Origin of the sequence: Bradyrhizobium tropiciagri (assembly GCF_018130545.1) — a bacterium.
Lineage (GTDB): Bacteria > Pseudomonadota > Alphaproteobacteria > Rhizobiales > Xanthobacteraceae > Bradyrhizobium > Bradyrhizobium tropiciagri_A.
Genome location: NZ_JAFCKF010000002.1, coordinates 39893 through 65915 on the forward strand (window position 1 = coordinate 39893; position 26023 = coordinate 65915).

Consider the following 26023-nt stretch of genomic DNA (forward strand, 5'->3'; position numbering starts at 1 on the left):
ACTGTCACCAGCGGAACCGATACGTGAGTTGGCAGGTCTCCGCCATGCGCGCATAATGGGCGCATGAACGTCGTCGAAGGCAACGGCGCTAAGATTCCCGCGATCGGGCTCGGCACATGGGAGTTGCGCGGGCGGATTTGCGCGCGCATCGTCGAACAGGCGCTGCGGCTCGGTTACCGGCACGTCGACACTGCCCAGATCTATGACAATGAGCGCGAAGTCGGCGAGGGGCTGCGCGCCTCCGGCATCAAGCGTGACGATGTGTTCGTCACCACCAAGATCTGGACCACGCATTTCATGGCGAAGGATCTCGAGCGCTCCGCCAGGGAGAGCCTGGCGCGGCTGCGGCTCACCGAGGTCGATCTGTTGCTGCTGCACTGGCCCAATCCGCAGGTGCCGCTCGCCGAGACGCTCGGCGCATTGGCGCGGGTCAAGCAGGCGGGACTGGCGCGGCATATCGGCGTCTCGAACTTCAATGTCGCGTTGATCGAGGAGGCGGTGGCAGCGTGTCCCGAGTCGCTGGCCTGCGATCAGGTCCAGTACCATCCCTATGTCGCCCAGGCCGATGTGATCGAGGCCTGCGGGCGCCATGGCATGGCATTCGTCGCCTACAGCCCGATCGCCAAGGGGCGGGTCAAGGGCGACCGCGCACTGGCGCGGATCGGCGACCGCTACCGCAAGACGGCGGCCCAAATCTGCCTGCGCTGGCTGGTGCAACAGAATGTGTCTGCGATCCCGCGCACCTCGAAGCTCGAGCGGCTCCAGGAGAACATCGACATCTTCGATTTCGAGCTGTCGGATGCGGACATGGCCGAGATTTCGGCGATGGCTGGCGCGGGCGCGCGTTGATCGGCCGATGCGCCATCTGCCTGGGTATCATTGCGCGGAAAATCGCTGGGCAACGGCCCGGATCATGCTATTCCGCGCTGGCCGCTTGCGGATTTGAACCGAAGGGGGATTGAGGCAGGCGGGTTCCGGCCGGTAATGTTGCCGGCGCGGAGACATCACTGATGTGATCGAGCGGGATGAAGTTTCGGCCAAACGCGGACATGTTGGCATCGGTGTTCGTGCACCTGATGCTGCTCGCGCTGATTTTCCTGTATTCGGAGGTTCACCAGTTCGATCCCGTCGCCGCTGACACGGTGCCGGTCGAGATCGTGACGCCGCAGGAGGTCGCCAAGAGCGAGGTCGAGCCCGATCCGGTGCCGAGCCCGTCGCCGACCCCCGAATTGCAATTGCCGTCGCTCGACAAGCCGGTCGACTCCCCCAAGCCCGAACCATCGGCCCAGGCGCAAGCGCCGCAGAAACAGCAGGCCGCGCCGCAGCCGGCGGCACAGCCGGCGCCCAAGCCCAGCCCGTCGCCGCAGCATGCCGCGGCCGAGCCGCCGCCGGCGCAGCCACCACAGCCGGCGCCACAGACGCCACCGATGCCCCAGCCGATGCCGCAGCAACAGGCGGCGGCGTCACTGCCTGCCTATACGCAGCCCGAGCCTGACCTGTCGGTGAAATACAACGTGATGCTTGGGTTGCCGCCCGACATCTCCGTGAAGCCGCCCGCCGACGCGCCGTCCGGTCCTGGTCCCGGCAAGGATAATTTCGACGCGGCGGCCACCGAACAGGCCGATGTCGGCTCCAGCGTGGCTGCCGAATTCCGCCGCCACCTGAAGACCTGCCTGAAGCTCCCGCCGAACGTGAGCACAAGCGATGACGTCAGGATCAAGCTGCGGGTGTTCATGAAGCCTGACGGCAAGCTTGCCTCGTCGCCGCTGCTGATCGAAGCCACCGCATCGGAGAAGGGGCCGCTGCTGCTGAAAGGCGCAACCGAGGCGCTGCAGGCCTGCCAGCCCTATGCGATGCTGCCACGGGACCGCTACGGCGAATGGAAGGTGCTCGACCTCGACTTCACGCCGCGCGATTTTGCGTCGTAGGTCGAGGCAAGATCGGAGCCGCTGTCTCCGGCGACATGTGCCAGGAAGCAGTCTTGCGCCAAATGGCTCTCAAGACGCTGTCGATTTCTTGGACGAGGAAAACCGGAGGAGAAGAGAGCCAAGAATGGCAATGAGCCAGCCTGCAATCGGGTTCCACAATGGCACGGCCATGGTCGAAATCCAGTTGAAGGCAATTCCCGGCACCTGTGCCCGGCTCGCGTAGGAGAGGGGCGACGGCTCGACGCCATCATGGCACGTCCTGCGGGGTGGCACCTCGTTGCCGTCTGCGCTCAATGTAAGCAGCACATTGGTGCGTCCACAAATCAAGATGTTGCCGGATGCCGACATCCTGAAGCTGCGGGCGTTGAGCGCATACATGAAGCCCTTCTCGAAGCCCTCGGGACCGTAGCGCTGCATCCGCATGATCGCAGGGCTCGCGATGAACACGCGGCCGTCTGGAGCCGTGAGGTGAACGCCTTGAAGCGGATCGTTGGGAAGCTCAAAGTGCTCCAGAAAGTCGGGAGGAGAACCGGCAAGCCAGAACGAGGCAAAAAGACCGAGCGCGCCCATTGCGCCTATGCAGATGGCAACTTTGCCAAGCAAATTGGTCGCTGTGGTCCGCCACCTGCGATAAACTCCCACAGCAAGTCCGGCGGAGATTGCGAATAGCATCGTATGAGTAATCGCGTAGCTGACTGGATCATACATATCCGGATCGCGCCCCCAGGGCTCAGCTGCCCATCGCCTGCCAGGCGTTCGAGGCAAACTGCCGGCGCCAGATCACGATCACGACCGCGGCTGTCGTGATGAACAGCACCCAGGGGCTGAGGAACCAGCCGAGATAGCCGAGCGCGAAGAAGAACGCGCGCTGGCCGCGGTTGAAGTGCCGGCCGGCGGTCTCGAACAGCCGCGTGGTGCGGATCACATGGGCCTCCGCCTCCGGCGTGTCGTGCTGCCCGGCCGGCGGCATCGCGCCGAACAGGATCGCGACGTAGTTGAACAGGCGATAGGCCCAGGCGAATTTGAAGAACGTGTAGATGAAGATCAGGATCAGCCCGATGCACTTGATCTCCCACAGCGCGGGCGAGGGCGAGAGGTTGACCGGCAGCGCACCGAGCACGGCGAGCGCGTCATTGGTGGCGCGCAGCAGCGCCAGCGCGCCGCCGATCGCGATCAGGCTGGTAGAGGCAAAGAATGCGGTGCCGTTCTGGAGGCTCGCCATGATCTGCATATCGACCATCCGCGCTTCGCGGTGGAGCAGATTCCGCACCCAGATCTCGCGGTAGATATGCATCCGCGCCGACAGGCTGTCGCGCCCATAGGCGGTGTGCTCCAGCGTGATGGCGTAGACCAGCCATTCCAGCGCAAAGAAGCCGACGGCCAGGATGTCGACCCAATAGCCGGTCATGGTGCCTTCCTTCGTGAACGCGCGGGCTGCCGCTCCGCGCCGCATCCCGCGTCATGTACAGGTTGAACGCGTGCAATGCACTATGGCAAACTGGGGTGGCAACAGGATTCCCCAGACATGCTCAAGCTCGTCATCGGCAACAAGAACTATTCGTCATGGTCGATGCGGCCTTGGCTGGCGCTGCGCGCCAACGACATCCCGTTCGAGGAAATCTTCGTCCCGCTCTACACGGACCAGGCCGACAAGGACCGCATCCTCTCCTTCAGCAAGGCCGGCAAGGTGCCGACGCTGATCGATGGCGATGTCACGGTGTGGGATTCGCTGGCGATCATCGAATATCTCGCGGAGAAGTTTCCCGAGGCGAAGCTGTGGCCCTCGGACCGCGCCGCGCGCGCCCATGCCCGCGCGGTCTCGGCGGAGATGCACTCCGGCTTCGTGCCGCTGCGCAGCGAATGCGGCATGAACCTGCACCGGCCGATCCGCGCTATCGCCCTGTCGGACGATGCAAAGGCCAATGTGGCGCGGATCCAGGACATCTGGGCCGATTGCCACGCGCGCTACGGCAAGCAGGGCCCGTTCCTGTTCGGGACTTTCTCCGGGGCGGACGCGATGTATGCCCCTGTGGTGCATCGTTTCCGCACGTACGCGATTCCGGTGAGGGCGCAGGCGCAGCACTATGTCGACGCTATGATGCAGCTTCCGGCCTTCCAGGAATGGACCCGCGACGGTGAGGCCGAGACGCTGCGGATCGCCCGATTCGAGGACGTCTGACCGTTGCTGCGCTTCCGAATTGTGACAGCGTTCGCAAAGATCGCGGCTTGACGCCGCGGAGCCGAAGGCGTCGAATTCGGAACAGCGGTTTTGCAAGTCGTGAAAGGACTTAGACCATGGGCATTCTCGATTCCCTGGAGAACTCGCCGGAGCTGAAAGGCATGCTTGGCCAGCTCGGCGCAGCAGTCATCCCCGTTGTGCTTGGCCAAGTGATGGGCAATGGCGGGCAGGGCGGCCTGTCGGCGATCGTCGCCAAGCTCGAGCAGGCCGGGCTCGGCGAGCAGGTCAAATCCTGGATCGGCACCGGTCAGAACCTGCCGATCACGGCGCAGCAGCTCCAGGAGGTGCTGGGCAGTGACACGGTCAAGCAGCTCGCCGCCAAGTTCAACATTCCGGTCGACCAGCTGTCCCAGGTGCTGGCCCAGCAGCTTCCCGGTGCGGTCGACGGCGCGAGCCCCAATGGCAAGCTCCCGCATACCGCCTGAAGCGGTGGAACCGGGTTCCAGCCGGGGTTGGCGGGCAATTTCCGGCTGGCACATAAATTGCTGTCTATCGCCCTGAAAAACCTGCAAAAATCGTAGCTTTGCCATGCCTCAATCTTGCTGGATTTGGGGCGGTGCGATGTGCTAGCTTGCCGCAGGGTTCTCAAAATGCCGGCCAGAGCTATCGGGACTGTCAGCTCGGCCTGCAATCTCTAAGAAAATGGAGAGGGCGTTGAAGCATAAGTACTCGATTGGCGAGATCGTCTATTTCACCGCCAGCAACGTGGCGCGCCCGGCGGCGAGCGGCACCTATGAGGTGATCCGCCTGCTGCCGACCGATGGTGACGACTGCCAGTACCGCATCAAGAGCTCGACTGAAGCATTCGAACGGGTAGCCAAGGAGAGTCAGCTCGCGCTGTCCTGATCAGCTGTGCGCAAGCTGGCGGCTGGAGCGGGTTCCGCGCCGCCGCCGCCGTCAAAAGGCCCTGTTCGCAGACCCATTGTGCTGAAGGTTGGACGTCGGGGTGGCGGCGTTCGCCGCCGCCGATTGTGCTTACGCTGCGTTGAGGGACATCGCGCATGAATTGGGCTTCCTCGCTGGACCAGATCTGGCGCTCACCGACCTTCCCGATGTGGCTCACATTGGCCGCGGCGGGGTTCTTTGGGATCGTTGTTCTGGTCACGCTGCTGCGCGCGGAAAAATCCGTCGCCAATGGCGCCCTGACCGTCATTACGCTGCTGTCGATCGCGGTTGCGGTCGCGGCGACGATCCGTGGCTTCGGCCCTGGCGGGCAGGCGGCGCCGGCCGAGACGCGGACGGCGCAATTGACCGGACAGACGGTGCCAGCGCTGGCCTGCGTCGACGACCTCGCCGGAGACGCCGTTCTCAATGCGTGTGAGAAGGTGCTGTTCGGCTCATCCGACACCGCCGCTGCGGCGGTCAGCTATGCCGCGGCGCAGGTCTCGCGCCTGACCGCGCTCGGAGACCTCGCGACCGCCGAACGCAATTCGACCACCGAGCTGCAGGCGCTGCGCCGCGCCATCGAGCACGACCGCTACGGCCTGGTCGCCTATGCGCTGATGGCGCGCGACCACTGCACGCCGACCGCATGCCCCGCGTTCCGCTCGCTCGGCGACAATCATCAGATCATCGCCAACATGAACGACCGGACCTACGAGAACCTGGTCACCCGCTATGCGGGATCCTGGAATGCGCCGACCGCTGCCCAGGCGTCGGCCGCCGGTCTGGTCGCGGCGCTGCCGCCGTCGATGCCAACGGGCAGGCCGACCAATGCGGAGTTTCCGAGCTCGGCGGACACCCCGCCGGTCAGCATCATGACGCCCGTACCGGCGAAGCCGGCCGCTGCGGCGCCGCCACCGGCCGCCCGCGCAGCGGCCACGCCGCCTGCTGCCCCGAAGCGGCCGACCGCGGCGAAGCGTCCGGTCCAGATCGCGCCGGCTGCTGCGCCCGCGGCGGCACCGCCGCCTGCTGCGGCCAGTGCGCCGGCGGCCGCGAGCCAGGACTGAGGCCACGCACTGAGACCAGCCGTGACGGCGAAGGTGATGACGGCGGCCTGAGCCGTCATCACGGCCTCGTTTCGTGCGCGTAAATCCCGCTATCCACTGCCGTGGACAGCGCTCCCTTTTCAAAGCCCGCGCCGGCCGCTACATCCGGCGCATGCCGCTTCATCTCATCAAGCTCGCCGTCGGTTGCGACTCCGTCAAGGAACTCAAGGGCTGGGTCGCCGAACGGATGGCGACTGCGAAGAAAAAGGGCCTGCCGCTCCGCCATGTCCACATCACGCGGATGACGCCGAAGCGCGAGGAGGAGCTCCTTGCCGGCGGTTCGCTGTATTGGGTGATCCGCGGCGAGATCGCCGCACGCGAGAAGATCGTCGCGATCGAGCCGTTCCGCGACAAGGACGGCATCGGACGCTGTCGCATCGTGATGCAGCCCAAGGTGATCGCGGTGTCGCCGCGGCCGATGCGGCCATTCCAGGGCTGGCGCTATCTAACTGCGGATTCCGCTCCGGCCGATCTCACCAAGTCGAGCGCCGCCAGCGTGGCGTCGATGCCCGAGCCGATGCGCCGCGAGCTGCGCGACCTCGGATTGCTCTGAGCATCGGATTGCTGTGAGCAATCGGCTTGCTCTGAGCAATTACTGAGTGACGAGATGCAGCCGGCCCCATTCGGAGGCCGGGATCTCGACATAGCGGCCGCCCCCGGCCTTGCTGACGGCGACGTCGAGCAGCTCGTGGTCGATCCCCATCTCGCCGAGATAGCGCCGAAACTGGTCGGTGAAGATCGAGGTCAGGCTCTCGCGATGCTCGGCCGAGACATTGGGTGCGAGCCGGTTGTGGATCTCCATGCCACTCAGCACGACGTGGCTGCCCGCCGGCAGGCTGCGATGCACGCCGCCCGACAGCATCAGCACGCAGGCGAAATCGCAGGCGATGCCGGACAGCATCTCCTTCGCATCCAGCGGGCCGCCGGGTCGCTTCAGCGCGAAGCACTCCTCCTCGGATTTTCCGGTGCAGGCCTCGACCTCGGTCGCCGCGACCACGGCATCGATGTTGCGATCGCGCAGGATGCGGCCGAGGCTGGCGGCGACATTGAGGTTGGAATTCCCCTTGATGTTGATCACCACCGGCAGCTTGCGGCCGTTCTGGCGGTCGAGGATCGCCAGCAGGCGCTTGTAGGTGTCCCACTGCACGGAGCCTTCGGCGGCGATCCAGTCCGAGCAGCCCGGCCCGCAGGCATCGGGCGCGCCATGCGCGACATAGAAGATCATCGCGCCGGGCACCGAATTGACGCCGCCGACCGGCGGCCGGGTCTGCGCCTGCGAAAGGCCCGCGGCCAGCAGCGCGATGCCGAGAACAATGCCTTGCCTGAAATATCTGCTCATTCCGACCGCCTGTGAAAGGCGCGATCATCGCTGCGTCGCGAGCGTGGCGCAAGCAGGACCCGGCCGCGCAGATGAGGCCGGGCCCCTCATTACAGGCTCGCAGCTTGTTTGCGCGTGAACCGCCTCACACTTTACGAATCCGGCTTCAGACCGCGATGTTGTCGATCAGGCGCGTGGTGCCGAGCTTGGCCGCCACCAGCATTCGCATCGGGCCGTCCTTCAGCGAGCCGATCGGCGCCAGCGAGGCGGCGTGGCGGACCTCGAGATAATCGAGCACGAAGCCGGCCTTGGCGATCTCAGCGGCGCCGTCGGCCATGACGGTTGCGGTGTTATCGCCGGCGCGGAGGCGGCCTGCCGCTTCCTTCATCACCCGGTTGAGCGCGGGGGCGGCGCGCCGTTCCTCGGCCGAGAGGTAGACGTTGCGCGACGACATCGCGAGGCCGTCGCGTTCGCGCACCGTCTTGGATCCAACCACCTTGACGCCGAGGTCGAGGTCGGCGGCCATCTGGGTGACCACCCGGAGCTGCTGGAAGTCCTTCTCGCCGAAGATCGCGACGTCGGGCCGGACTTGCGTGAACAGCTTGCCGACCACCGTGGCGACGCCGCCGAAGAAATGCGGCCGGAAGCGATCCTCCAGTCCCGCGGTGGCCGGTCCTTCCGGCACGATCCTGGTGGCGAAGCCGTCGGGGTACATCGCCTTCACCTCGGGGTGCCAGATCAGATCGACGCCCTCGGCCGCGAGCTTGGCGAGGTCTTCCTTCCAGGTGCGCGGATACGAACCGAAATCTTCCGTCGGCGCGAATTGCGTCGGGTTGACGAAGATCGAGACCACGACCCGCTTGGCGCGGCGCTTGGCGAGCCGCACCAGCGACACATGGCCGTCATGGAGCGCACCCATGGTTGGGACCAGCGCAACGGTCGCCTTCTTGGCGCGCAGGGCGTCGACGGCGCGACGAAGGGCAGGGACGTTACGGACGACGGTGGGATTTCTCGGCATCTGGTCTCGACTCGTGGGCAATCGGGGTGGGACGTTCGGTGTTCGGCAGGTGGCGGACCTTACCAAGTCCGAGCCGCTATCGGCAAACCGCCGAGCAAGCATTACCCGATCTCGCATACGCATGGATCGCAGGCCGCGTGCCGCCGATCGACGCAGCCGGCTTGCTCGTTCGATTCATCATTAAGGACGGCTGCAATTGATTTCCGCGCGCAGTGATGCATTTCACTTGACCGAAGGCGTGCTCGATTTGAAGATCATTGCCGGGGATTGAATCATGTTGGTGCAGGCTAGTCAGGGTCAGTCCGGCTCCGCACATGTCGTCGTGCTGGGAAACGAGAAGGGTGGTTCGGGCAAGTCGACCACCGCCCTGCATATCGCCGTCGCGCTTTTGAAGGCCGGACAGCGCGTCGCCAGCATCGATCTCGACTGCCGCCAGCAAAGCTTCACCCGCTACATCAGCAATCGCGAGGCCTGGGCGCGGCGCAGCGGCCTCGACCTCGAGCTTCCGGCACATCACTGCATCAAATACGGCGAGACGATGCAGATCGAGGAGAACGAGAACACCGAATTCCAGCAGTTCATGGCCGCGGTGAGCGCGGTGGAACGTGCCTACGATTTCATCGTCATCGATACCCCGGGTTCCGACAGCTACCTGATGCGGCTCGCGCATTCGATGGCCGACACGCTGGTGACGCCGATCAACGACAGCTTCCTCGATTTCGACGTGCTCGGCACCGTCGATCCCGCGACCTACGCGGTGACCGGCGAGAGCCACTACGCCGAGATGGTGCGCGATACCAGGCGCAAGCGCCGCCAGCTTGACGGCGCCTCGACCGACTGGATCGTGGTACGCAACCGGCTGTCGATGCTCGGCTCGCGCAACAAGCAGCTGGTCGCCGACGGTCTGAAGCAGCTGTCGCTGAGGCTCGGGTTCCGTTCGGTGGACGGCTTTGCCGAGCGTGTGGTCTATCGTGAATTCTTCCCGCGCGGGCTGACCGCGCTCGACGATATCGACCTGGCGACGCTCGGGACCCGCCCGAGCCTCGGGCACGTCACGGCGCGCGAGGAGGTGATGAGCCTGCTGCGTCAGCTCAAGCTGCCGCTCGACGAGCGCGGTCGCCGCCGCGCCGCCAACCGGGCCGAATGGTTCAGCCAGGTCGACAAGCCGCTGGAAGTCGACGACATCATCGGCAGCTAGCCCGCCAGCCGAAGTCGAGCTGCGGGACGGAGAGGTACCTGCACAACACGAAGTCGGTCTCGAAGGGCGTCGCCTCACTTGCCGTCGGGAATCGCGATCGATCGCGGACTACAGCACGGAGGCGTTTCGAACGCAGCACACCGTCTTCGAGGACGTGCTGGGCGCGATCTCGCCGCCGGGCTGAACCGGGCGCGGCCGCCGCCAGGCAAATCTCCGGGCCGCGACAGGCGTCCAGCAGATGACGATCGTCACTTCCGCGCGCTGCGGAAGCACGGTATTCTTGCGGGGGTTCCTGCCATTTCGTTGCCAATTTGCCGGAACAATGCTGTCCAAATCCGGTTTCCTCCATGCCGCCGCGCGCGAATGTGCTGGTTGGCTCAGAGGTAATATCGTGCCACAGTGCCATGTTCATAGAAGCGATTGCACAAAGGTTGTGTGCACCGCACAATGAACGTGCTGCGAAGTCCCAACTTTTGGACTTCCTGTCACGGTGCTGTGACATATATCCTGACAAGGAGGCCGAAGAGTCTCCGGCCAAGAATAGCCCTGAAAAGGCGGGCACCTCGAGGACGTCATGAAGCGTGGAATTCTCGTTCTGCTTTCTCTCTCCGTGGTGATCACGGCGGCGTACTTCACCGCGAGCAAGTGGGCGATCCGTCACGAAACTCTCATGTTCAAGGATCCGACTCGCGATGAGCGGCCGGTCGCGGTCGACGTTGCCGTGCGCTTCGACAAGGAGATGCAGGCCGACGCTGGCATGATCACGCTGCCGGTTGCGATCCTCAATCATGGCAATACCGTCAAATTCACCGAATATTCCTTCCTCGCGAACGTGTTCGCGGCGCGCGGCTATCTGGCGATCAGCATTCAGAACGACCTGCCGTCGGACGGACCGATGGTGACCAAGGTCGGCGAGATCTATGTTGGGCGTCTGCCGCAGTATCAGCGCGGCATCACCAACATCAAATTCGCGATCGAGGAGATGAAGAAGCGTCAGCCGAATGCGGACTACAGCAAGCTGACGATGGTCGGCCATTCCAATGGCGGCGACATCGCGATGTATTTCGCCAAGCAGTACCCGGACGAGATCAAGAAGGTCGTGACGCTCGACAATCTGCGCGTGCCGTTCATGACCGACGGCAAGTTCAAGATCCTGTCGTTCCGTTCGCATGACTCGCAGTTCAAGCCCGATCCCGGCGTGGTGCCGGACGAGGAGGAGTGCGAGAAGGCCGGCATCACCGTCGTGAACACCAACTTCCAGCATAACGACATGCGTGACACCGGGCCCGAGAAGGCCAAGGACTCGATCCAGGCGATGCTCGATAAATTCCTGGCCGACACCGACAGCACCGCTGTCGCGCCGGTCGACACCAGGAATGCGCCGCCGAAGATCCTGGAGCCCGGCCCGGTCTCGCTCTACGTGCCGGTCGAGAAGCCCCCGCAAAGCTTCACCGACAAGCTCAAGAAGTCGCTCTCGCTGACCAAGACCGAGACCAAGAAGGGTCCGTCGGTCACGAACTGACCGCCGGCACGTGAGGCGGGCTGGCCGTTCACGTTGACCAATCCGATGCGGCGGCCCACATAGTGTTTGCTGTACGAGGCAAACGCTGATGGCCGGCAAGACGATCAAACCGACATCCGGAAACGATGTGCGCCCGGCCGATGCGCCTGGCGTGCCGACATCGAGCGCGAACGACATCGCCGCCTTCGTGGCGAAAGCGCGGGCAATGTCGCCGCATCGCGCTGGCGCGCGCGGCCGGCTGGTGTTCGCGCTCGACGCCACGATGAGCCGCCAGCCGACATGGGACATGGCCTGCACGCTGCAGGCCGACATGTTCCGCGAGGCCGGCGCGCTCGGCAGCCTCGATATTCGTCTCGTCTACTACCGCGGCTTTCATGAGTGCCGCGCCACGGGCTGGATCTCCGACAGCGCGCAGCTCGCGCGGCTGATGAGCAAGATCGATTGCCAGGGCGGCAATACCCAGATCGGCAAGGTGCTGTCGGAGACGCGCCGCGAGGCGGTCGCCTCGGGCGTGCGCGCCCTGGTGTTCGTGGGCGACGCAATGGAGGAGAACGCCGACGAACTCTGCGCCAAGGCCGGCGAGCTCGGCCTGCTCAAGGTGCCGGTCTTCATGTTCCAGGAAGGCGCGGACGCGACGGCCGAGCGGACGTTTCGCGAGATCGCGCGGCTGACCGGCGGCGCATGGTGCAGGTTCGATCCCGGTGCGGCCGCGCAGCTTCGCGAATTGCTGCGTGCCGCCGCAGCCTATGCCGCCGGCGGCCGTGAGGCGCTGCTGCAATTGGCAAAGACGACGAGCAGCGCAGCGCGGTTGATCGGTCAGATGAAATAGCGCCTGCGTCGCGTCAGGCTTTGCCTGACGTTGCGGCTTTCGCAATTGCGCCGAGCAGCGTGGACATGTTGGCGGTCACCTGTTTGGTTGCTTCCGCCACGCCGTGGCGCGCGGCGAGCCAGGCCGGGTCATTGTAGGAGAACCAGCAGTCGCCGGCTTCGTCCTGCCACACCAGCGCCTTGAGCGGCAGATCGATCCCGATCGTTTGCGCAGCCTGCATCAGCGGCGTGCCGCCCTTGGCATTGCCAAACAGGAAGACCTCGGTCGGGCGGAGCGCAAGGCCGGCGCCGGCGGCGCCCGCGGCGTGATCGATCTGCGCAAACAGGGTCAGCCCGCTGGCCTGAAGTTCGGCCTTGAGCCGGTCGGCGGTTTGCTTCGGCCCGGCATTGCTGCGGAGACTGATCAGTCCGTCTATCGTCATCAAGCTTCCTCCAGCGCGGTTGCCGCAAACTACTCAATCGCAGGGACCGCCGCCACGCGGCAGCGCTTCACGCTCCGGTGAGACGAAGCTTCGCATGCTTTTTGTCGCAGGGCCGATTATATTCCGCGCATGCCAACCCTGATTGCCGGCGTCGTCGCCGTTGTCGTCCTTTATTCCGCGCTGCAGATGTTTCGTGCGGCCAATCCTGCCGTGCTTGCGCGCGCGATCAAGATCGGCGGCGGGGTGCTCGCGCTGGCCGTCGCGGCCTTCACCGGCGTGCGGGGCGAGCTGGCGGTGGCAATCCCGCTCGGCATCTTCGGCGCCGGACTGCTCGGCTGGTCGCCGTTCGGCAGCACCGGCTTTCCCAATCTCGGCGGCATGTTCGGCGGCTCGCGCAGCCCCGGACAAAGCTCGCGGGTGCGCTCGCAATATCTCGATATGAGCCTCGATCACGGCAGCGGCGTGCTCAAGGGCCAGATCGTGGCCGGGCCGCAGGCCGGCCGCATGCTCGACGAGTTCGACCTCGCGCAGCTGCTGGCGATGGTCCCGAGCTTCGATGCCGAAAGCGTCGCGTTACTTGAAAGCTATCTGGACCGCCGTTTTCCCGCCTGGCGTCAGGACGCACAGGGCGACCGGGCAGGGCGGCAGAGCCGCGCGGCGCCGAGTGGAAAAATGACTGATGAGGAGGCCTACCAGATCCTTGGCCTGCAGCCGGGAGCGTCGCGTGACGACATCGGCCGGGCTCACCGCACCCTGATGAAGAAACTCCATCCCGACCAAGGGGGCTCGACGTACCTCGCGGCCCGTGTGAACGAGGCCAAGGATACTCTGCTTCGCACGCATCTCTAACTCCGACGCTACCAACGCCACAGCCGAGAGCTGCCTTCCGTTTCTGATTGATGCCCCGTCTGGCCCGCCGCTGTCCGGCGTGGCCGATCGTTCTTTCGGGAAAACTTAACCGTAAAATCTTGACGAGAAGTTTTCATAACGGCGCCGCGAGCACATCGGGCGGACGTTCGTGTCGGCCATGCAACGCCGCCGGCAAAGCAAAAGGGCCGGCGCTTGCGGCGCCGGCCCTTTGAAATCAGCAGACAGCGCCGATCAGTTGCGTACGGTGATGCAGGAGATCTCGGCGCGCTTTAGCGTCTTGCAGGCCGCTTCGGCCTGATCGCGCTCCAGACCGGCAAAGCGCGCCCGGTAGAGCTTGCGATTGTCCTTGGCGACGACTTCGGTGAAGGGATCGGCCCTGCTGAGCAGGCCGCGGGCCGAGCTGCGCGCGAGGTCGATGCGCTTGTTGGCTTCGCCTTCGGACTCCAGCGCGCCGACCTGGATGATCCAGCCGGTATGCGCGGCGCCCGGCTTGACGGCGCTGCTCTGCGGGGCCGCCTGCAGGCTGCGGGTGGCGGGTTCGATCGACGCCACCGCTTGCGGGGCCGGGGGCGCCTGGACGGAGGAGGCCGGCAGCACGCCGAGGATGCCGTTGCCGGTGCCGAAATTGGCCGGCTGAGGCGGCATCTCGGGCCGTGAGGTCTCGGCGGCGCGGGCCATCATCGCATTGGAGGTCTCGGGGACCTCGCCACGCGACGGGATCGCGCTGGTGATCGGCGGCGCCGACTGCGCCGGGCCTGCGGCCGCGAGCCTGACCTGGCCTGCCTTGACCTGCACGGTCTTCACCTTGACCGGCTTCATCGGTTCAGCCGAACCGGGGATTGCGGCGAGCTGCTGGGTCTGGATCACGCCCGAGGTCAGCGGCGCCGGTTCGGGCTTGGCCTGCGGCTCCGGCTTGGCCGGGGGCGGCGGCAGGGCGGCTGCTGCTGCCGCCATCAGCGAGGGCTTGCTGGCCGGGCGCGGCGCCGGCATGGGGGTCGGGGCGGGCTCGGACGCTGCAACCGGCGTGGTCTCCGCCGCTGCGCGTGCGTCGTCCGCATCGGCAACCTCGACATTGGCATCGGCCGGGTTGCGCTCGGTGATCGCGGCGACGGTGCGGTTGGTCGCGCCCTTGCCGATGTTCTCGGCGAGCAGGTTGCGCATGATGGCATCGCGCGAGCCGCCGCTGCGGCCGCCGAGCACCACGCCGACCAGGAAGCGGTTGCCGCGGTGGATCGAGGTCACCAGGTTGAATCCGGAAGCGCGGGTGTAGCCGGTCTTGATGCCGTCGACGCCCTCGACGCTGCCGAGCAGGTGATTGTGGCCGGTGATGGTGTGGCCGCGGAAATTGAACGCCGTCGTCGAGAAGTAGCGATAATAGCGCGGGAAGCGATCCTGGATGGCGCGGCCGAGCGTCGACTGATCGCGCGCCGTCGTGACCTGCTCGTCATTGGGCAGTCCGGAGGCGTTGCGATAGACCGTCCGGCTCATGCCGAGCGCTCGGGCCTTGCGGGTCATCATCCGCGCAAAATCGTCTTCGCTGCCGCCGATCGCCTCGGCGATCACGACTGCGGCGTCGTTGGCGGAGCGGGTGACGAGGCCCTTGATGGCATCTTCGACCCTGATGGTCTGGCCGGGACGCAAGCCGAGCTTGGTTGGATCCTGCTCAGATGCATGCTCGGAAACCGGCATCTCGGTATCGAGCTTGATCTTGCCGGACTCGAGGCGCTCGAACAGCAGATAGAGCGTCATGATCTTGGTGAGCGAGGCGGGATGGCGCAGGCCGTCGGGACTGTTTGCGGTCAGCACCGAGCCCGTGTTGCCGTCGACGATGATCGTCGCGAATTGCGGGCTGTAGCTTTCGCGCGCTTCCTCGCTGTGATGGTGGCGGGCGGTGTGGCGCCGGTGGCGGCGCGCCTCGGCGCTGTCACTGGTGATCAGGATCGCCGTCGTGACGGTGATGAGCCCAAGAACGCCAACTCGCAGCGCCCGCGAGGAAGCCAAGGTTGTTCGAAGCATCTACTTCCCCGTCCCAATTTCTATCTAGATCACTGGCTCGTGAGGCGAAATTGTGCCCGGCGGCCATCGATCCTTGCCTGCGCAACAGACCACGTCGGACAGAACAATCGGCCCTGGTGGCGGCTCAGGTCGCTCTTCTAGCTAAGGTGTTGTTCACAAACAGCTTTCAAGGCTGTGTGTCGGAAGGCGAACAAAGTCCGGGAATCAGGTTAGGCGGCTCGAGTTTCCAAAAGATTAAGCAACCGTTGCGTAGTCCCCCGGGGTTTATCGCAAATGCTCAGGATTCGGGCAAACACCGTTGTGCGACGCACAATATTTGTTGACTTTATTGTGCGATGCGATATTTCAATCGTTGTCAGGGGGCCGGGAAGCTTCCCGGCAATGGGAATTTGCGCCTTCAAAGTCTGGGAAAAGGAATTCCATCCATGGTCAAGATCGAAGACATTCAGAGCTACGGCAAAGAGCATTTCGAGTCGGTCACCGCGTCCGCGAACAACCTGCAGAGCGGCGTCCAGGCGATCGCCACCGCCTACGGCGACTACGCCAAGAAGTCCTTCGAGGACACCAAGTCGTTCGTCGAGAAGCTGTCGGGCGTGAAGTCGCTGGACAAGGCGCTCGAGGCGCAGACCGAATACCTGCGCTCGTCCTACGAGACCTTCGTCTCGGAGTCGCAGAAGATCGCCGGTCTCTACAGCGACTGCGCCAAGCAGACCTTCAAGCCCTATGAGGGCCTGGTCTCCAAGTTCGCGCCCGCTGCTCAGTAAGCGTCGCCGACAAAACAAACGAAAGCCCGGCCGTTCGGCCGGGCTTTTTTGTTGTGCCTGAAGCGGGCGGTTATTTCGCCAGCCGCAGCTTGCTGAGCGCAGTCCCGATCGTGTTGAACGTCGTCAGGATCTGGGTCGAGCTGGTCAGCATGTAGAACTTGTCGGGGCTGCTGGCGCAGTTCTGCAGCACGGTCGAGGTCGGATCGGCGGGCGTGCTCGTGTTCACCTGGATGGCGTAGATCGTGTACATCGGCGCGCCATTGGAATCCTTCGCGGCCTGTAGATTCTGGCACTGCAGGGCCTGCCGTGCATCGATCGGATTGCCGGACGCCTGGCTGCTGCCGTCGCCGTAGACCGGCCAGCGGTCCTCGGTGTTCAGACCGTCGGAAAGAATGATGATGACCCGGTTGTAGGTGGTGTTGGAGTCCTCCGCCGGCGCGTTCAGCGGACCACCCACCAGAAGGGATTGCCACGCCCAGGCAAGGCCGACCGACTGGTCGGTACCGCCGGTGGGCTGCATGGCGTTGACTGCCGTCTTGAGCGCGCTCCAATTGTAGCTCAGCGGAATGATCGGTCCGAGCGGCGTCGAGACGCTGCTGTTGCAGTAGGCCGTGCTGTTTTCATAGTACTCGTTGGCCGGGAACATCGTGGTGATGTCAGACGTCGCCGGCAGGACGCCGTTCGCATCGTTTGGCTGGGTGCGGTCGGTGATGCAGCCGGTCCATGTGCTGATCGGGTTGGTGGAGGGCTGCTGCCAGTTGTTCACGACGGTTGGCGTCTGGTTGGTCGAAGTCCATTGGTTGTTGGTCCAGCCGACGACGGCGGTGACCCGGGGCTGGTTCTTGTTGTCCACGGTGTCGTTGGGGCCCGGCTGTGTCCAGTCGTGGGTATACAGCTTGCCACTGCACGAATAGACGCCGTTCTTGGTGCTGCAACTGCAGCCGCTCACAGCGCCGCCCGTGGAGTCAGTGGGGCAGGAGCACGAGCTCGAGCCGGTGCAGAAGACGCCGGTGCCGACCGAGGTGCTGACCCAGCAGCCATTGTAGAGGCTGTGCGAATTGTAGTCGACGCTCGGGCAGATGTAGCCCGAGTAGGTCCCGCTCGAGGGGATGTAGGTCGTGTTGGACGAGTTGGTCGGGCCCTTCGTGCAGGTAAAGCCGCCGTTGCTGTTGGTCCACGGGCACCTCGCGCCGGGGCCAACCGCGTGCCAGTTCATCGGCAGCGTCGCCTGCAAGCTCTGGCTGCCCGTCCCCATGCTGCCGTTGTTGGGCTGCGCGGTCGGAGGATTGAGCCAGTCGGTCCAGTCGATGTAGTTCTGGGTATAGTTGCTGGCGCCGAGGTTGACGACCTTGGCGAACGGGATGACGGAGATGTAGACGTCGCCGTTGTTCTTGCTCAGCGCGCTGAGCTGGTCGATCAGGCCGCCGGTTCCGGCCACCGCGTTTCGCAACGCGGTAATCTTGCCGTTCTGGCTCATCGAGCCGGTATTATCGAGGGCGAGCGCGACGCGCATCTTGACGTTGCCCCAGGTGGTGGTCGACGAGCTGCTGAAGTTCAGCGTCGGAAACCCGGCAAGCTGCATGAAATCGGATTTGATGAAGCCGGTTCCGCCGAGCAAAATGGTCGCCGCCGCGCTCGAGGTCGGGGTCGTATAGGTGGCCGAGACGGAAATGCCCTGGCCGTCCTTGTTGGTATAGAGGGCGCTGAAATAGCTCTGCGCCTTGCTCGGGATTTGCGCGGCCGTGATGTTGCCCATGGTCAGGTCCTTGGACAGCATCAGCGCGGCCGAATCGAGCGCCGACTGCATCGCGGTGCGGGCGTTGTTGGCGCGCGTATAGTCGATCGCTGCGCCAATGAAGGCGAAAATCGGCAGAATCGCGAGGGTGAAGATGACGGCAACATTGCCGTCCTTTGCCTTGGAAAACCGGCGGGCAGCCGCGCGGCCGCGATTGAAAATGGCTGAACCCAGCATGACGCTCTCATCGAAATTATTGATGGCGCCATCATTTCTACGCGTGCGGCTAAACAGTTGGTGAATCGGGCCGGGGAAACCCGGCGGCTTGCCCGGCAGACGATGAAAAGTGTGGCAAAAGCGCTGGCTATCCTGAATGCCCTCTAAATTGGATGCCCGACTCCTTTGTCAAATCAGGCAGAACTGATTAACCTTCCGCGGGTTGCCGCACCGGGAATCGGACCGGTGGGCCGCGGCGGGTCGGTGCTTGCGGCAGGGCCTCGTGAGGCCCATATTTGGAGAGCGATCCGGCCGCCGGATCGAACCGGGAGCGGCAATCTGGAAAGCATTGCTGGGGGTTCCGCGGTAAGCCTTGCGGCCATCGCGACCACCTTCCAATCGCTAACCGGTTTCCCGCCGGCCTCCCTTGGGGAATTCGAACGCCTGAGCCATGTTGCGATCCACGTTGACAGCCCTGATCTCCGAGCCGGTTTCGTCCATGCCGGCGGTGCCAGCCTTGCCGGCGCCGACAATGAGCAATGATGACAACCGCAACGGGGCGGGGAGTGGCCCGTCGACATCGGTCATCACCAAGGTCAAGCCGAAGACCAAGCGGCCGAACCTGTATCGTGTCCTGATCCTGAACGACGACTACACGCCGATGGAGTTCGTCGTTCACGTGCTGGAGCGGTTCTTCAACAAGGACGCCGAGGCGGCGACCAAGATTATGCTGCATGTTCACCATCACGGGATCGGCGAGTGCGGCGTTTTTACCTATGAGATCGCCGAGACCAAGGTGACGCAAGTCATGGATTTCGCGCGCAAGCATCAGCATCCACTGCAATGTGTGATGGAAAAGAAGTAGTTCGCGGGAACGATTTACTGCGCCGCGTGGCGGAACGGGTCTTGCATCGCGTTTTGTGATGGTGGCGAACGGCGTTCCCGTACGAACACGGAGCGCGCCCGCGCGGCGTCGAGACGCCCGGAATTTAGAAGAAAACCATCATCGCGGGACCGGTCTTTCGCCACGATCCGTCGTAACTATATCAATGGCGATCACGAAGGTTGTTATTGCCTGACCCGGTAATGGCGATCATGATGGCCGGGGGCCATAGAGGACGCGAATGCCAACTTTTTCTCAAAGCCTTGAACAATCGTTGCACCGTGCATTGGCGATCGCGAACGAGCGTCACCATCAGTACGCGACGCTCGAACATCTGCTGCTGTCGCTGATCGACGACTCGGATGCGGCGGCGGTGATGCGGGCCTGCAGCGTCGATCTCGACAAGCTCAGGACCAGCCTCGTCAATTATCTCGAGACCGAATTCGAAAACCTGGTGACGGACGGCGCCGACGACGCGAAGCCGACCGCCGGGTTCCAGCGCGTGATCCAGCGCGCGGTGATTCACGTCCAGTCATCCGGTCGCGAGGAAGTGACCGGCGCCAACGTCCTGATCGCGATCTTCGCCGAGCGCGAGAGCCACGCCGCGTATTTCCTGCAGGAGCAGGACATGACGCGCTACGACGCGGTGAACTACATCAGCCACGGCATCGCCAAGCGGCCCGGCGTCTCCGAGGCGCGGCCGGTGCGCGGCGTCGACGAGGAGACCGAGACCAAGGGCAACGAGGACGCCAAGAAGAAGGGCGAAGCGCTCGAGACCTATTGCGTCAACCTCAACAAGAAGGCGCGTGACGGCAAGATCGATCCGGTGATCGGCCGCAATGCCGAGATCAACCGTGCGATCCAGGTGCTGTGCCGCCGCCAGAAGAACAACCCGCTGTTCGTCGGCGAAGCCGGCGTCGGCAAGACCGCGATCGCCGAGGGCCTCGCCAAGCGCATCGTCGACAGCGATGTGCCGGAGGTGTTGGCGGCCGCCACCGTGTTCTCGCTCGACATGGGCACGCTGCTCGCCGGCACCCGATACCGCGGCGATTTCGAGGAGCGGCTGAAGCAGGTCCTGAAGGAGCTGGAGGCGCATCCGAACGCGATCCTGTTCATTGACGAGATCCACACCGTGATCGGCGCCGGCGCCACCTCCGGCGGCGCGATGGATGCATCCAATCTGCTGAAGCCTGCGCTGGCTTCGGGCACCATCCGCTGCATGGGCTCGACCACCTACAAGGAATACCGTCAGCACTTCGAGAAGGACCGCGCGCTGGTGCGGCGCTTCCAGAAGATCGACGTCAACGAGCCGACGGTGGAAGACGCGATCGCGATCCTCAAGGGCCTCAAGCCCTATTTCGAGGATTACCATCGGCTGAAATACACCAATGAGGCGATCGAGGCGGCGGTGCAGCTGTCGTCGCGCTACATCCACGACCGGAAGTTGCCCGACAAGGCGATCGATGTGATCGACGAGTCCGGTGCGGCGCAGATGCTGGTCGCCGAGAGCAAGCGCAAGAAGACGATCGGCATCAAGGAGATCGAGACCACGATCGCGACCATGGCGCGGATCCCGCCGAAGAGCGTGTCGAAGGACGATGCCGAGGTGCTCAAGCATCTCGAGCAGACCCTGAAGCGCACGGTGTTCGGTCAGGACAAGGCGATCGAGTCGCTGGCGGCGTCGATCAAGCTGGCGCGTGCCGGCTTGCGCGAGCCGGAGAAGCCGATCGGCAGCTATCTGTTCTCGGGTCCGACCGGTGTCGGCAAGACCGAAGTGGCCAAGCAACTGGCGGCGTCGCTTGGTGTCGAGCTGTTGCGCTTCGACATGTCCGAATACATGGAGCGGCACACCGTGTCGCGCCTGATCGGCGCGCCTCCCGGCTATGTCGGATTCGACCAGGGCGGCCTGCTCACCGATGGTGTGGACCAGCATCCGCATTGCGTGGTGCTGCTCGACGAAATCGAGAAGGCGCATCCGGATCTCTACAACGTGCTGCTGCAGATCATGGACCATGGCCGGCTCACCGACCACAACGGCAAGCAGGTCAACTTCCGCAACGTGATCCTGATCATGACCACGAATGCGGGCGCTGCCGACCTTGCGCGGCAGGCCTTCGGCTTCACCCGCTCGAAGCGGGAGGGCGACGATCACGAGGCCATCAATCGCCAGTTCGCGCCGGAGTTCCGCAACCGGCTGGATGCGATCGTCTCCTTCGCGCATCTCAATGCCGAGGTGATCGGCATGGTGGTCGAGAAGTTCGTGCTGCAGCTGGAGGCGCAACTCGCCGACCGCGACGTCACGATCGAGCTGTCCGAGCCCGCCAAGGCCTGGCTGATCGAGCACGGCTATGACGAGCAGATGGGCGCACGTCCGATGGCGCGCATCATCCAGGAGCACATCAAGAAGCCGCTCGCGGATGAGGTGCTGTTTGGCCACCTCAAGGGCGGCGGACACGTCCGCGTCGTGCTGGTCAAGGACGAGGCTGCCGCCAAGGACAAGATCGGCTTCGAATATGTCGAGGGCCCGGTTACGCCGAAGCCCGAGAGCCTGCCGCCGCGCAAGCGTAAGCCGCCGAAGGGTGGCCCCAACAACGGCGGTGGAGGCGGCACCAAGGGGCCGGTCTCCAAGGGGCCGATGGTCAAGGCCTGAGGCGCGAGCAAGCAATTAAATGAAAAGGCCGGCTGCATAGCCGGCCTTTTTGTTTTTGTTGATGCAGAGCGTCGCCTCGCGGCGTCACTCGCCCTTGAGCCGCTGGCCCTCATGGACCCGCACCTGGTCGGCGCCGCGGCTGCCGGCCGAAGACAGCCGCAGCGTGCTGAGCACGGCACCCGCGACGGCAAAGCCGACGCCGACCATCAGCGAGATTCGCGTGCCGTCGGCCGGATAGCGCGCCAATAGCATCGCCACCAGGGCGGCGCCGATGGTCTGTCCGAGCAGGCGGGCAGTGCCGAGCATGCCGCTGGCGCCGCCGGAGCGCTCGCGCGGGGCGGCGGCGATCATGGTGCGGTTGTTCGGGGTCTGGAACAGGCCGAAGCCGACGCCGGCGAGCGCCATGCGCCAGATCACGTCGATCGGCGCAGCGTTGGCCGGCATCAATGCCAACGAGCCCAGTCCTGTCGCGAAAATCAGCAGGCCGACGCCGCCGAGCAGGCCGGCCGGATAGCGTTCAACCAGCCAGCCGGCGATCGGTGCGGCGAACGCGACCGCGATCGGCCATGGCGTGATCAAGAGGCCGATCTGCACCGCCGAATATCCGAAATGGTTTTCGAGATAGAACGGCATCGCGACGAAGGCCAGCATCTGGCCGCAGAACGAGGCGATCGAGGTGCCGATCGAGAGTGCGAAGATCGGAATCCGCAAGAGGTCGACCGGCAGCAGCGGCGAGGGCAGATGCTGCTGCCGCCGATACAGCAGATGCGAGGCGACCACAGCGACAGCGAACTCCAATGCACAGACATAGAGCGCCTCGCCATGGCCGGCGCTGTCGATCGCGCTGATGCCGAAGCCGAATGCGATGGCGCTCATGCCGGCGCTCTGCCAGTCGAAGGCGTGCACGGCGGGCCTGGTGTGCGGCAGGAAGCGCCAGCCCAAGGCCAGCGTCACGATGCCGAGCGGGACGTTGATGGCGAACAGATAGGGCCAGGTCCCGACCGCTAGGATGAACGAGGCGATGGTCGGGCCGACCGCGGCCGAGATCGCGACCACCAGTGCATTGACGCCGATGCCGCGGCCGAGCAGCGAATGCGGATAAATGAAGCGGACCAGCGCGGTGTTGACGCTGAGGATCCCGGCGGCGCCAAAGCCTTGCAGGATGCGGGCGATCGTCAGCAGTGGCAGCGTGTGCGCCAGCGCGCAGAACAGCGAGGCCAGCGTGAACAGCAGCAGCCCGGCCAGATAGACCCGGCGATAGCCGATGATCTCGCCGAGCGAGGCCAGCGGCAGCAGCGAGATCGTGATCGCGAGCTGATAGCCGTTGACGATCCAGATCGAGAAGGCGGGGCTGGCGTCAAGATCCCGGGCAATGGTCGGCAGCGCGACATTGGCAATCGAGCCGTCGACGACGGCCATCACGAGGCCGAGTGCGATCGTGAGAATGGCCCAATTGCGCTGCGGCTGCGGCAGCCCATCGGGATGCTCAATGATCGCGGACGACATGTCGTGGAGTGGCCCTCGGTTCCTGCGTTGCGGGTCTACCGCATGCTGGATTAGCCGGGCCTTTGCAACCCCGAATGCCGGATGCCGGCCGCGATCAAAACGAGGGCGGGCGCGGTGCGGCGGTTCAGCCTCGATGTTAGCCTCGATCGTTAGCCTTGGCCGAGCAGTTCCTTGATGCGCTGCTGCAGCTGCCGCTTCTTGATCTCGCTGCGGCGGACCCGCTCGTCGAGATCGCTGACGGGCGTGTCCGAGGTCATGATCCGGAAGGCGAGGCCGACCTTGTTGGCCTGGCGCCAGATCAGGCGGGCCAGGAACGAGCGGCCCTTGCGGGCGATGCTCAGATTCATCTCTTCGGGCAGGGGCGCGGCATCACCGAATTCAACGCACGCGCCGCCTTCACTGATATTGCGGACGACGCAATCCATCGTCGAGCCACGGTCATTGATCTCCGCAACCGCACCGTAAAACACCTTGTCGCGAACGCTCTGGCGCCGGTCCTGCATGGGAAATCCTCCTTAAATTAACGGCAGGACTGTACCGGTCGGCGTCCGCGAAAAGAAGGGTGCCGGGGAAAACCGTTGCAGTTAGTGTAAATTGTTTGCATCCGTGAAGGTCTGGATTCCCGGCTATTTTGCGCCGCGAGGCACACGCAAAGCCCCTTTGGAACGGGATTCTTGCTTTGACGCGTCCTGTCAACGCGAGCCGGTATCCGCTTCGCTCGACAGCGCTTTAGTTCGGCAGCCGGCTATGTCGCCAATCGCGCGGCGACAGGCCGTAATGCTCGCGGAACACGCGGCCGAAATGCGAGAGATCGTTAAAGCCCCAGGCGAACGCGATCTCGCCGATATGGCGATGGGCGTGTGCCGGCGAGGCGAGGTCGCGCTTGCAGCGCTCCAGCCGCTGCGCCAGCACGAAGCGCTGGAACGAGGTGTCCTCGTCGGCCAAAAGGCTGTTGACGTAGCGAGGCGAGATGCCGAGCGCGGCGGCGGTTTCAGCGAGGCCAAGCTCGGGGTTCGGCAGATGCGCCAGCACATGCGCCTTCAGCCGGTACAGCAGGGCAGAGCGATGGGTCGAGGCCGGCAGCGCGGCGCCGCCGAGCCGCTCGCTCATCGCCATCGCCAGCAAGTCGGCGGCCTGATCGGCGAGGCGGATCGCATTGTCGGGATCGAGCCGGTCGGCGATCTCGGAGAGCCCCGAGATGAACTGAAAGGCCAGCCGCTGCACCGGGCGATCCGATGCGAACGTCGTCGCGGTGAGGCCCTGGGTGCCAGCAAAGCGCCGGTGCAGCATTGCGCGCGGCACCTGGAAGATGGTTTGGGTGAAGTCGTCGTTGAAGCGCAATTCGTAGGGGCGCGTGGTGTCGTAGAACGCGAACTCGCCGGGCTGGATCACGGTCTCGCGGCCGTCCTGCAGCACGGCGCCGGCGCCGCGCTGGCCGAGCGCGACCAGCACGAAGTCCTCGCTGGTGCGCGCGATCCGTGATGGCGTGCGCAGCACGCGCTGCCGGCCCGACGACACGACCGAGCATTTCACCGTGCCGAGTTGCGCGCTGGTGATGGCGCCGTGGAAGGCGCTGCCGAGATCGGACTTGCAGTCGAGCTGCACGAACACGTCGCAGACGATGTCCCGCCAGAGCGCGAGGCGCCGGTGCGTGGGCGCGTCTTCCGTGGTGAACAGGGCCGGCATGATTTCCTCCCTTCACGAGTGCAAACGCTGGCCACGCAAACAAAGCAAGCTTCGTACCGGTGACGGCCGGGGGAATCTCCTCCGCAGTCGAATTTTCCTTCCGTCCTGGTCGAACGGCGTCCCCGGTCCCAAGGCAGCATGATGTCAGAAGCGGCTGCGGCCGATCAAGACCGAACCGGCCGGAGCGGCCGGTCACGAGGAGGACATCATGGGCATCGAACATCCGAAATATCGCGTTGCGGTGGTGCAGGCGGCGCCTGCCTGGCTCGATCTCGACGCCTCCATCGCCAAGAGCATTTCCCTGATCGAGGAGGCGGCCTCCAAAGGGGCAAAACTGATCGCGTTCCCCGAGGCCTTCATCCCCGGCTATCCCTGGTATATCTGGCTGGACTCGCCGGCCTGGGCGATCGGGCGTGGCTTCGTGCAGCGCTATTTCGATAATTCGCTGAGCTATGACAGTCCGCAGGCTGAGAAGCTGCGGCTCGCGGTGAAGAAGGCTGGAATGACCGCGGTGCTCGGCCTGTCCGAGCGCGAGGGCGGCAGCCTCTACCTCGCGCAATGGCTGATCGGGCCTGACGGCGAGACCATCGCCAAGCGGCGCAAGCTGCGGCCGACCCATGCCGAGCGCACGGTCTATGGCGAGGGCGACGGCAGCGACCTTGCGGTGCATGACCGTCCCGGCATCGGCCGGCTCGGCGCGCTGTGCTGCTGGGAGCACCTGCAGCCACTGTCGAAATACGCGATGTATGCCCAGAACGAGCAGGTCCATGTCGCGGCCTGGCCGAGCTTCTCGCTGTACGATCCATTCGCGCCGGCGCTCGGCTGGGAGGTCAACAACGCGGCCTCGCGCGTCTATGCGGTCGAAGGCTCGTGCTTCGTGCTGGCGCCCTGCGCCACGGTCTCGCAGGCGATGGTCGACGAGATGTGCGACCGCGACGACAAGCATGCGCTGCTGCATGTCGGCGGCGGACACGCCGCGATCTACGGGCCGGACGGCAGCTCGATCGCCGAGAAGCTGCCGCCCGAACAGGAAGGCCTGCTGCTCGCCGATATCGACCTCGGCGCGATCGGGATCGCCAAGAATGCCGCCGATCCCGCCGGGCATTATTCGCGGCCGGACGTCACGCGCCTGCTCTTGAACAAGAAGCCCTCGAAGCGCGTCGAGCATTTTGCGCTGCCGCTCGACAGTTTCGAGGAGGTTGACGCGGCCGCGAACTGACCGACCTCCAACCGGAG

At 64.7% G+C, this 26023-nt stretch carries 25 protein-coding genes; 15 read left to right on the plus strand and 10 right to left on the minus strand.

Translation table 11 applies throughout. The features are described 5' to 3' along the window. Positions 1–63: 63 nt before the first annotated feature. On the plus strand, positions 64–849 hold the full coding sequence (locus JQ616_RS06705) for an aldo/keto reductase (RefSeq protein WP_212013237.1): 786 nt from the start codon (positions 64–66) through the stop codon (positions 847–849). A 176-nt stretch (positions 850–1025) separates the two neighbouring features. Next, a complete protein-coding gene (locus tag JQ616_RS06710; RefSeq protein WP_212013238.1) occupies positions 1026–1928 on the plus strand; it encodes a hypothetical protein in 903 nt (300 codons plus the stop codon). Positions 1929–1997: 69 nt separating this feature from the next. Here the strand turns inward: JQ616_RS06710 and JQ616_RS06715 are convergent, their stop codons facing one another. Beyond that, the gene (locus tag JQ616_RS06715; protein WP_212013239.1) at positions 1998–2636 is read right to left on the minus strand and encodes a hypothetical protein; all 639 of its coding nucleotides are present in this window, start codon (positions 2634–2636) and stop codon (positions 1998–2000) included. 22 nt (positions 2637–2658) lie between these two features. Further along, the gene (locus JQ616_RS06720) at positions 2659–3336 is read right to left on the minus strand and encodes a DUF599 domain-containing protein (RefSeq protein WP_212013240.1); all 678 of its coding nucleotides are present in this window, start codon (positions 3334–3336) and stop codon (positions 2659–2661) included. A 117-nt stretch (positions 3337–3453) separates the two neighbouring features. On the opposite strand from JQ616_RS06720, the gene JQ616_RS06725 reads away from it, so the two are divergent. The 5 genes from JQ616_RS06725 to JQ616_RS06745 all read left to right on the plus strand — a co-directional run bounded on the left by JQ616_RS06725 (position 3454) and on the right by JQ616_RS06745 (position 6708). Next, positions 3454–4107 carry a glutathione S-transferase family protein gene (locus JQ616_RS06725; RefSeq protein WP_212013241.1) on the plus strand — a complete coding sequence of 218 codons (654 nt, stop codon included), beginning with the start codon at positions 3454–3456 and terminating at the stop codon, positions 4105–4107. A 116-nt stretch (positions 4108–4223) separates the two neighbouring features. Then, on the plus strand, positions 4224–4592 hold the full coding sequence (locus tag JQ616_RS06730) for a YidB family protein (RefSeq protein WP_212013242.1): 369 nt from the start codon (positions 4224–4226) through the stop codon (positions 4590–4592). Positions 4593–4809: 217 nt separating this feature from the next. Beyond that, positions 4810–5013, plus strand: coding sequence for a hypothetical protein (locus tag JQ616_RS06735; protein WP_092114848.1), 204 nt, complete (start codon positions 4810–4812; stop codon positions 5011–5013). Between the two features lie 155 nt (positions 5014–5168). Further along, positions 5169–6116 carry a hypothetical protein gene (locus tag JQ616_RS06740; RefSeq protein ID WP_212013243.1) on the plus strand — a complete coding sequence of 316 codons (948 nt, stop codon included), beginning with the start codon at positions 5169–5171 and terminating at the stop codon, positions 6114–6116. A gap of 151 nt (positions 6117–6267) precedes the next feature. Further along, on the plus strand, positions 6268–6708 hold the full coding sequence (locus tag JQ616_RS06745; RefSeq protein WP_212013244.1) for a DUF1489 family protein: 441 nt from the start codon (positions 6268–6270) through the stop codon (positions 6706–6708). A gap of 39 nt (positions 6709–6747) precedes the next feature. Here JQ616_RS06745 and JQ616_RS06750 read toward each other — a convergent pair whose 3' ends face one another. Both JQ616_RS06750 and panC read right to left on the minus strand, forming a co-directional pair. Then, complete coding sequence (locus JQ616_RS06750) at positions 6748–7494, minus strand: hypothetical protein (RefSeq protein WP_212013245.1); 747 nt, start codon at positions 7492–7494, stop codon at positions 6748–6750. Positions 7495–7639: 145 nt separating this feature from the next. Then, positions 7640–8491, minus strand: coding sequence for a pantoate--beta-alanine ligase (gene panC, locus JQ616_RS06755; RefSeq protein ID WP_212013246.1), 852 nt, complete (start codon positions 8489–8491; stop codon positions 7640–7642). A gap of 274 nt (positions 8492–8765) precedes the next feature. Here panC and JQ616_RS06760 point away from each other — a divergent pair, with 274 nt between their 5' ends. The 3 genes from JQ616_RS06760 to JQ616_RS06770 all read left to right on the plus strand — a co-directional run bounded on the left by JQ616_RS06760 (position 8766) and on the right by JQ616_RS06770 (position 12040). After that, entirely contained in the window at positions 8766–9689 is a 924-nt protein-coding gene (locus JQ616_RS06760) for a division plane positioning ATPase MipZ (protein WP_212013247.1), read from the plus strand. 574 nt (positions 9690–10263) lie between these two features. Continuing rightward, on the plus strand, positions 10264–11211 hold the full coding sequence (locus JQ616_RS06765; protein ID WP_212013248.1) for an alpha/beta fold hydrolase: 948 nt from the start codon (positions 10264–10266) through the stop codon (positions 11209–11211). Positions 11212–11299: 88 nt separating this feature from the next. Further along, positions 11300–12040, plus strand: coding sequence for a VWA domain-containing protein (locus tag JQ616_RS06770; RefSeq protein WP_212013250.1), 741 nt, complete (start codon positions 11300–11302; stop codon positions 12038–12040). 13 nt (positions 12041–12053) lie between these two features. Here the strand turns inward: JQ616_RS06770 and JQ616_RS06775 are convergent, their stop codons facing one another. Continuing rightward, the gene (locus JQ616_RS06775; protein ID WP_212013252.1) at positions 12054–12461 is read right to left on the minus strand and encodes a DUF302 domain-containing protein; all 408 of its coding nucleotides are present in this window, start codon (positions 12459–12461) and stop codon (positions 12054–12056) included. Positions 12462–12590: 129 nt separating this feature from the next. On the opposite strand from JQ616_RS06775, the gene JQ616_RS06780 reads away from it, so the two are divergent. Beyond that, positions 12591–13310, plus strand: a complete 720-nt coding sequence (locus JQ616_RS06780; protein WP_212013254.1) for a DnaJ domain-containing protein — start codon at positions 12591–12593, stop codon at positions 13308–13310. A 252-nt stretch (positions 13311–13562) separates the two neighbouring features. On the opposite strand, the gene JQ616_RS06785 is transcribed toward JQ616_RS06780, so the two are convergent. Continuing rightward, positions 13563–15347: a D-alanyl-D-alanine carboxypeptidase gene (locus JQ616_RS06785; RefSeq protein WP_212013255.1), complete on the minus strand. Its 1785-nt coding sequence runs from the start codon at positions 15345–15347 to the stop codon at positions 13563–13565. A 425-nt stretch (positions 15348–15772) separates the two neighbouring features. Between JQ616_RS06785 and JQ616_RS06790 the strand changes: the two genes are divergently transcribed. Then, positions 15773–16111: a phasin family protein gene (locus tag JQ616_RS06790; protein WP_212013256.1), complete on the plus strand. Its 339-nt coding sequence runs from the start codon at positions 15773–15775 to the stop codon at positions 16109–16111. 70 nt (positions 16112–16181) lie between these two features. On the opposite strand, the gene JQ616_RS06795 is transcribed toward JQ616_RS06790, so the two are convergent. After that, a complete protein-coding gene (locus tag JQ616_RS06795) occupies positions 16182–18083 on the minus strand; it encodes a TadE/TadG family type IV pilus assembly protein (protein ID WP_212013257.1) in 1902 nt (633 codons plus the stop codon). A 511-nt stretch (positions 18084–18594) separates the two neighbouring features. Here JQ616_RS06795 and clpS point away from each other — a divergent pair. After that, positions 18595–18927, plus strand: coding sequence for an ATP-dependent Clp protease adapter ClpS (gene clpS / locus JQ616_RS06800; protein WP_106318898.1), 333 nt, complete (start codon positions 18595–18597; stop codon positions 18925–18927). Positions 18928–19186: 259 nt separating this feature from the next. Continuing rightward, entirely contained in the window at positions 19187–21595 is a 2409-nt protein-coding gene (gene clpA, locus JQ616_RS06805) for an ATP-dependent Clp protease ATP-binding subunit ClpA (protein WP_212013258.1), read from the plus strand. A gap of 84 nt (positions 21596–21679) precedes the next feature. Here clpA and JQ616_RS06810 read toward each other — a convergent pair whose 3' ends face one another. The 3 genes from JQ616_RS06810 to JQ616_RS06820 form a co-directional block, all read right to left on the minus strand. Further along, entirely contained in the window at positions 21680–23101 is a 1422-nt protein-coding gene (locus JQ616_RS06810) for an MFS transporter (protein ID WP_212013259.1), read from the minus strand. A gap of 149 nt (positions 23102–23250) precedes the next feature. Beyond that, on the minus strand, positions 23251–23604 hold the full coding sequence (locus JQ616_RS06815; RefSeq protein WP_212013260.1) for a PilZ domain-containing protein: 354 nt from the start codon (positions 23602–23604) through the stop codon (positions 23251–23253). A 226-nt stretch (positions 23605–23830) separates the two neighbouring features. After that, a complete protein-coding gene (locus tag JQ616_RS06820) occupies positions 23831–24787 on the minus strand; it encodes a helix-turn-helix domain-containing protein (RefSeq protein WP_212013261.1) in 957 nt (318 codons plus the stop codon). A 208-nt stretch (positions 24788–24995) separates the two neighbouring features. Here JQ616_RS06820 and JQ616_RS06825 point away from each other — a divergent pair, with 208 nt between their 5' ends. Further along, complete coding sequence (locus JQ616_RS06825; RefSeq protein WP_212013262.1) at positions 24996–26006, plus strand: carbon-nitrogen hydrolase family protein; 1011 nt, start codon at positions 24996–24998, stop codon at positions 26004–26006. The last annotated feature ends 17 nt before the right edge of the window (positions 26007–26023 follow it).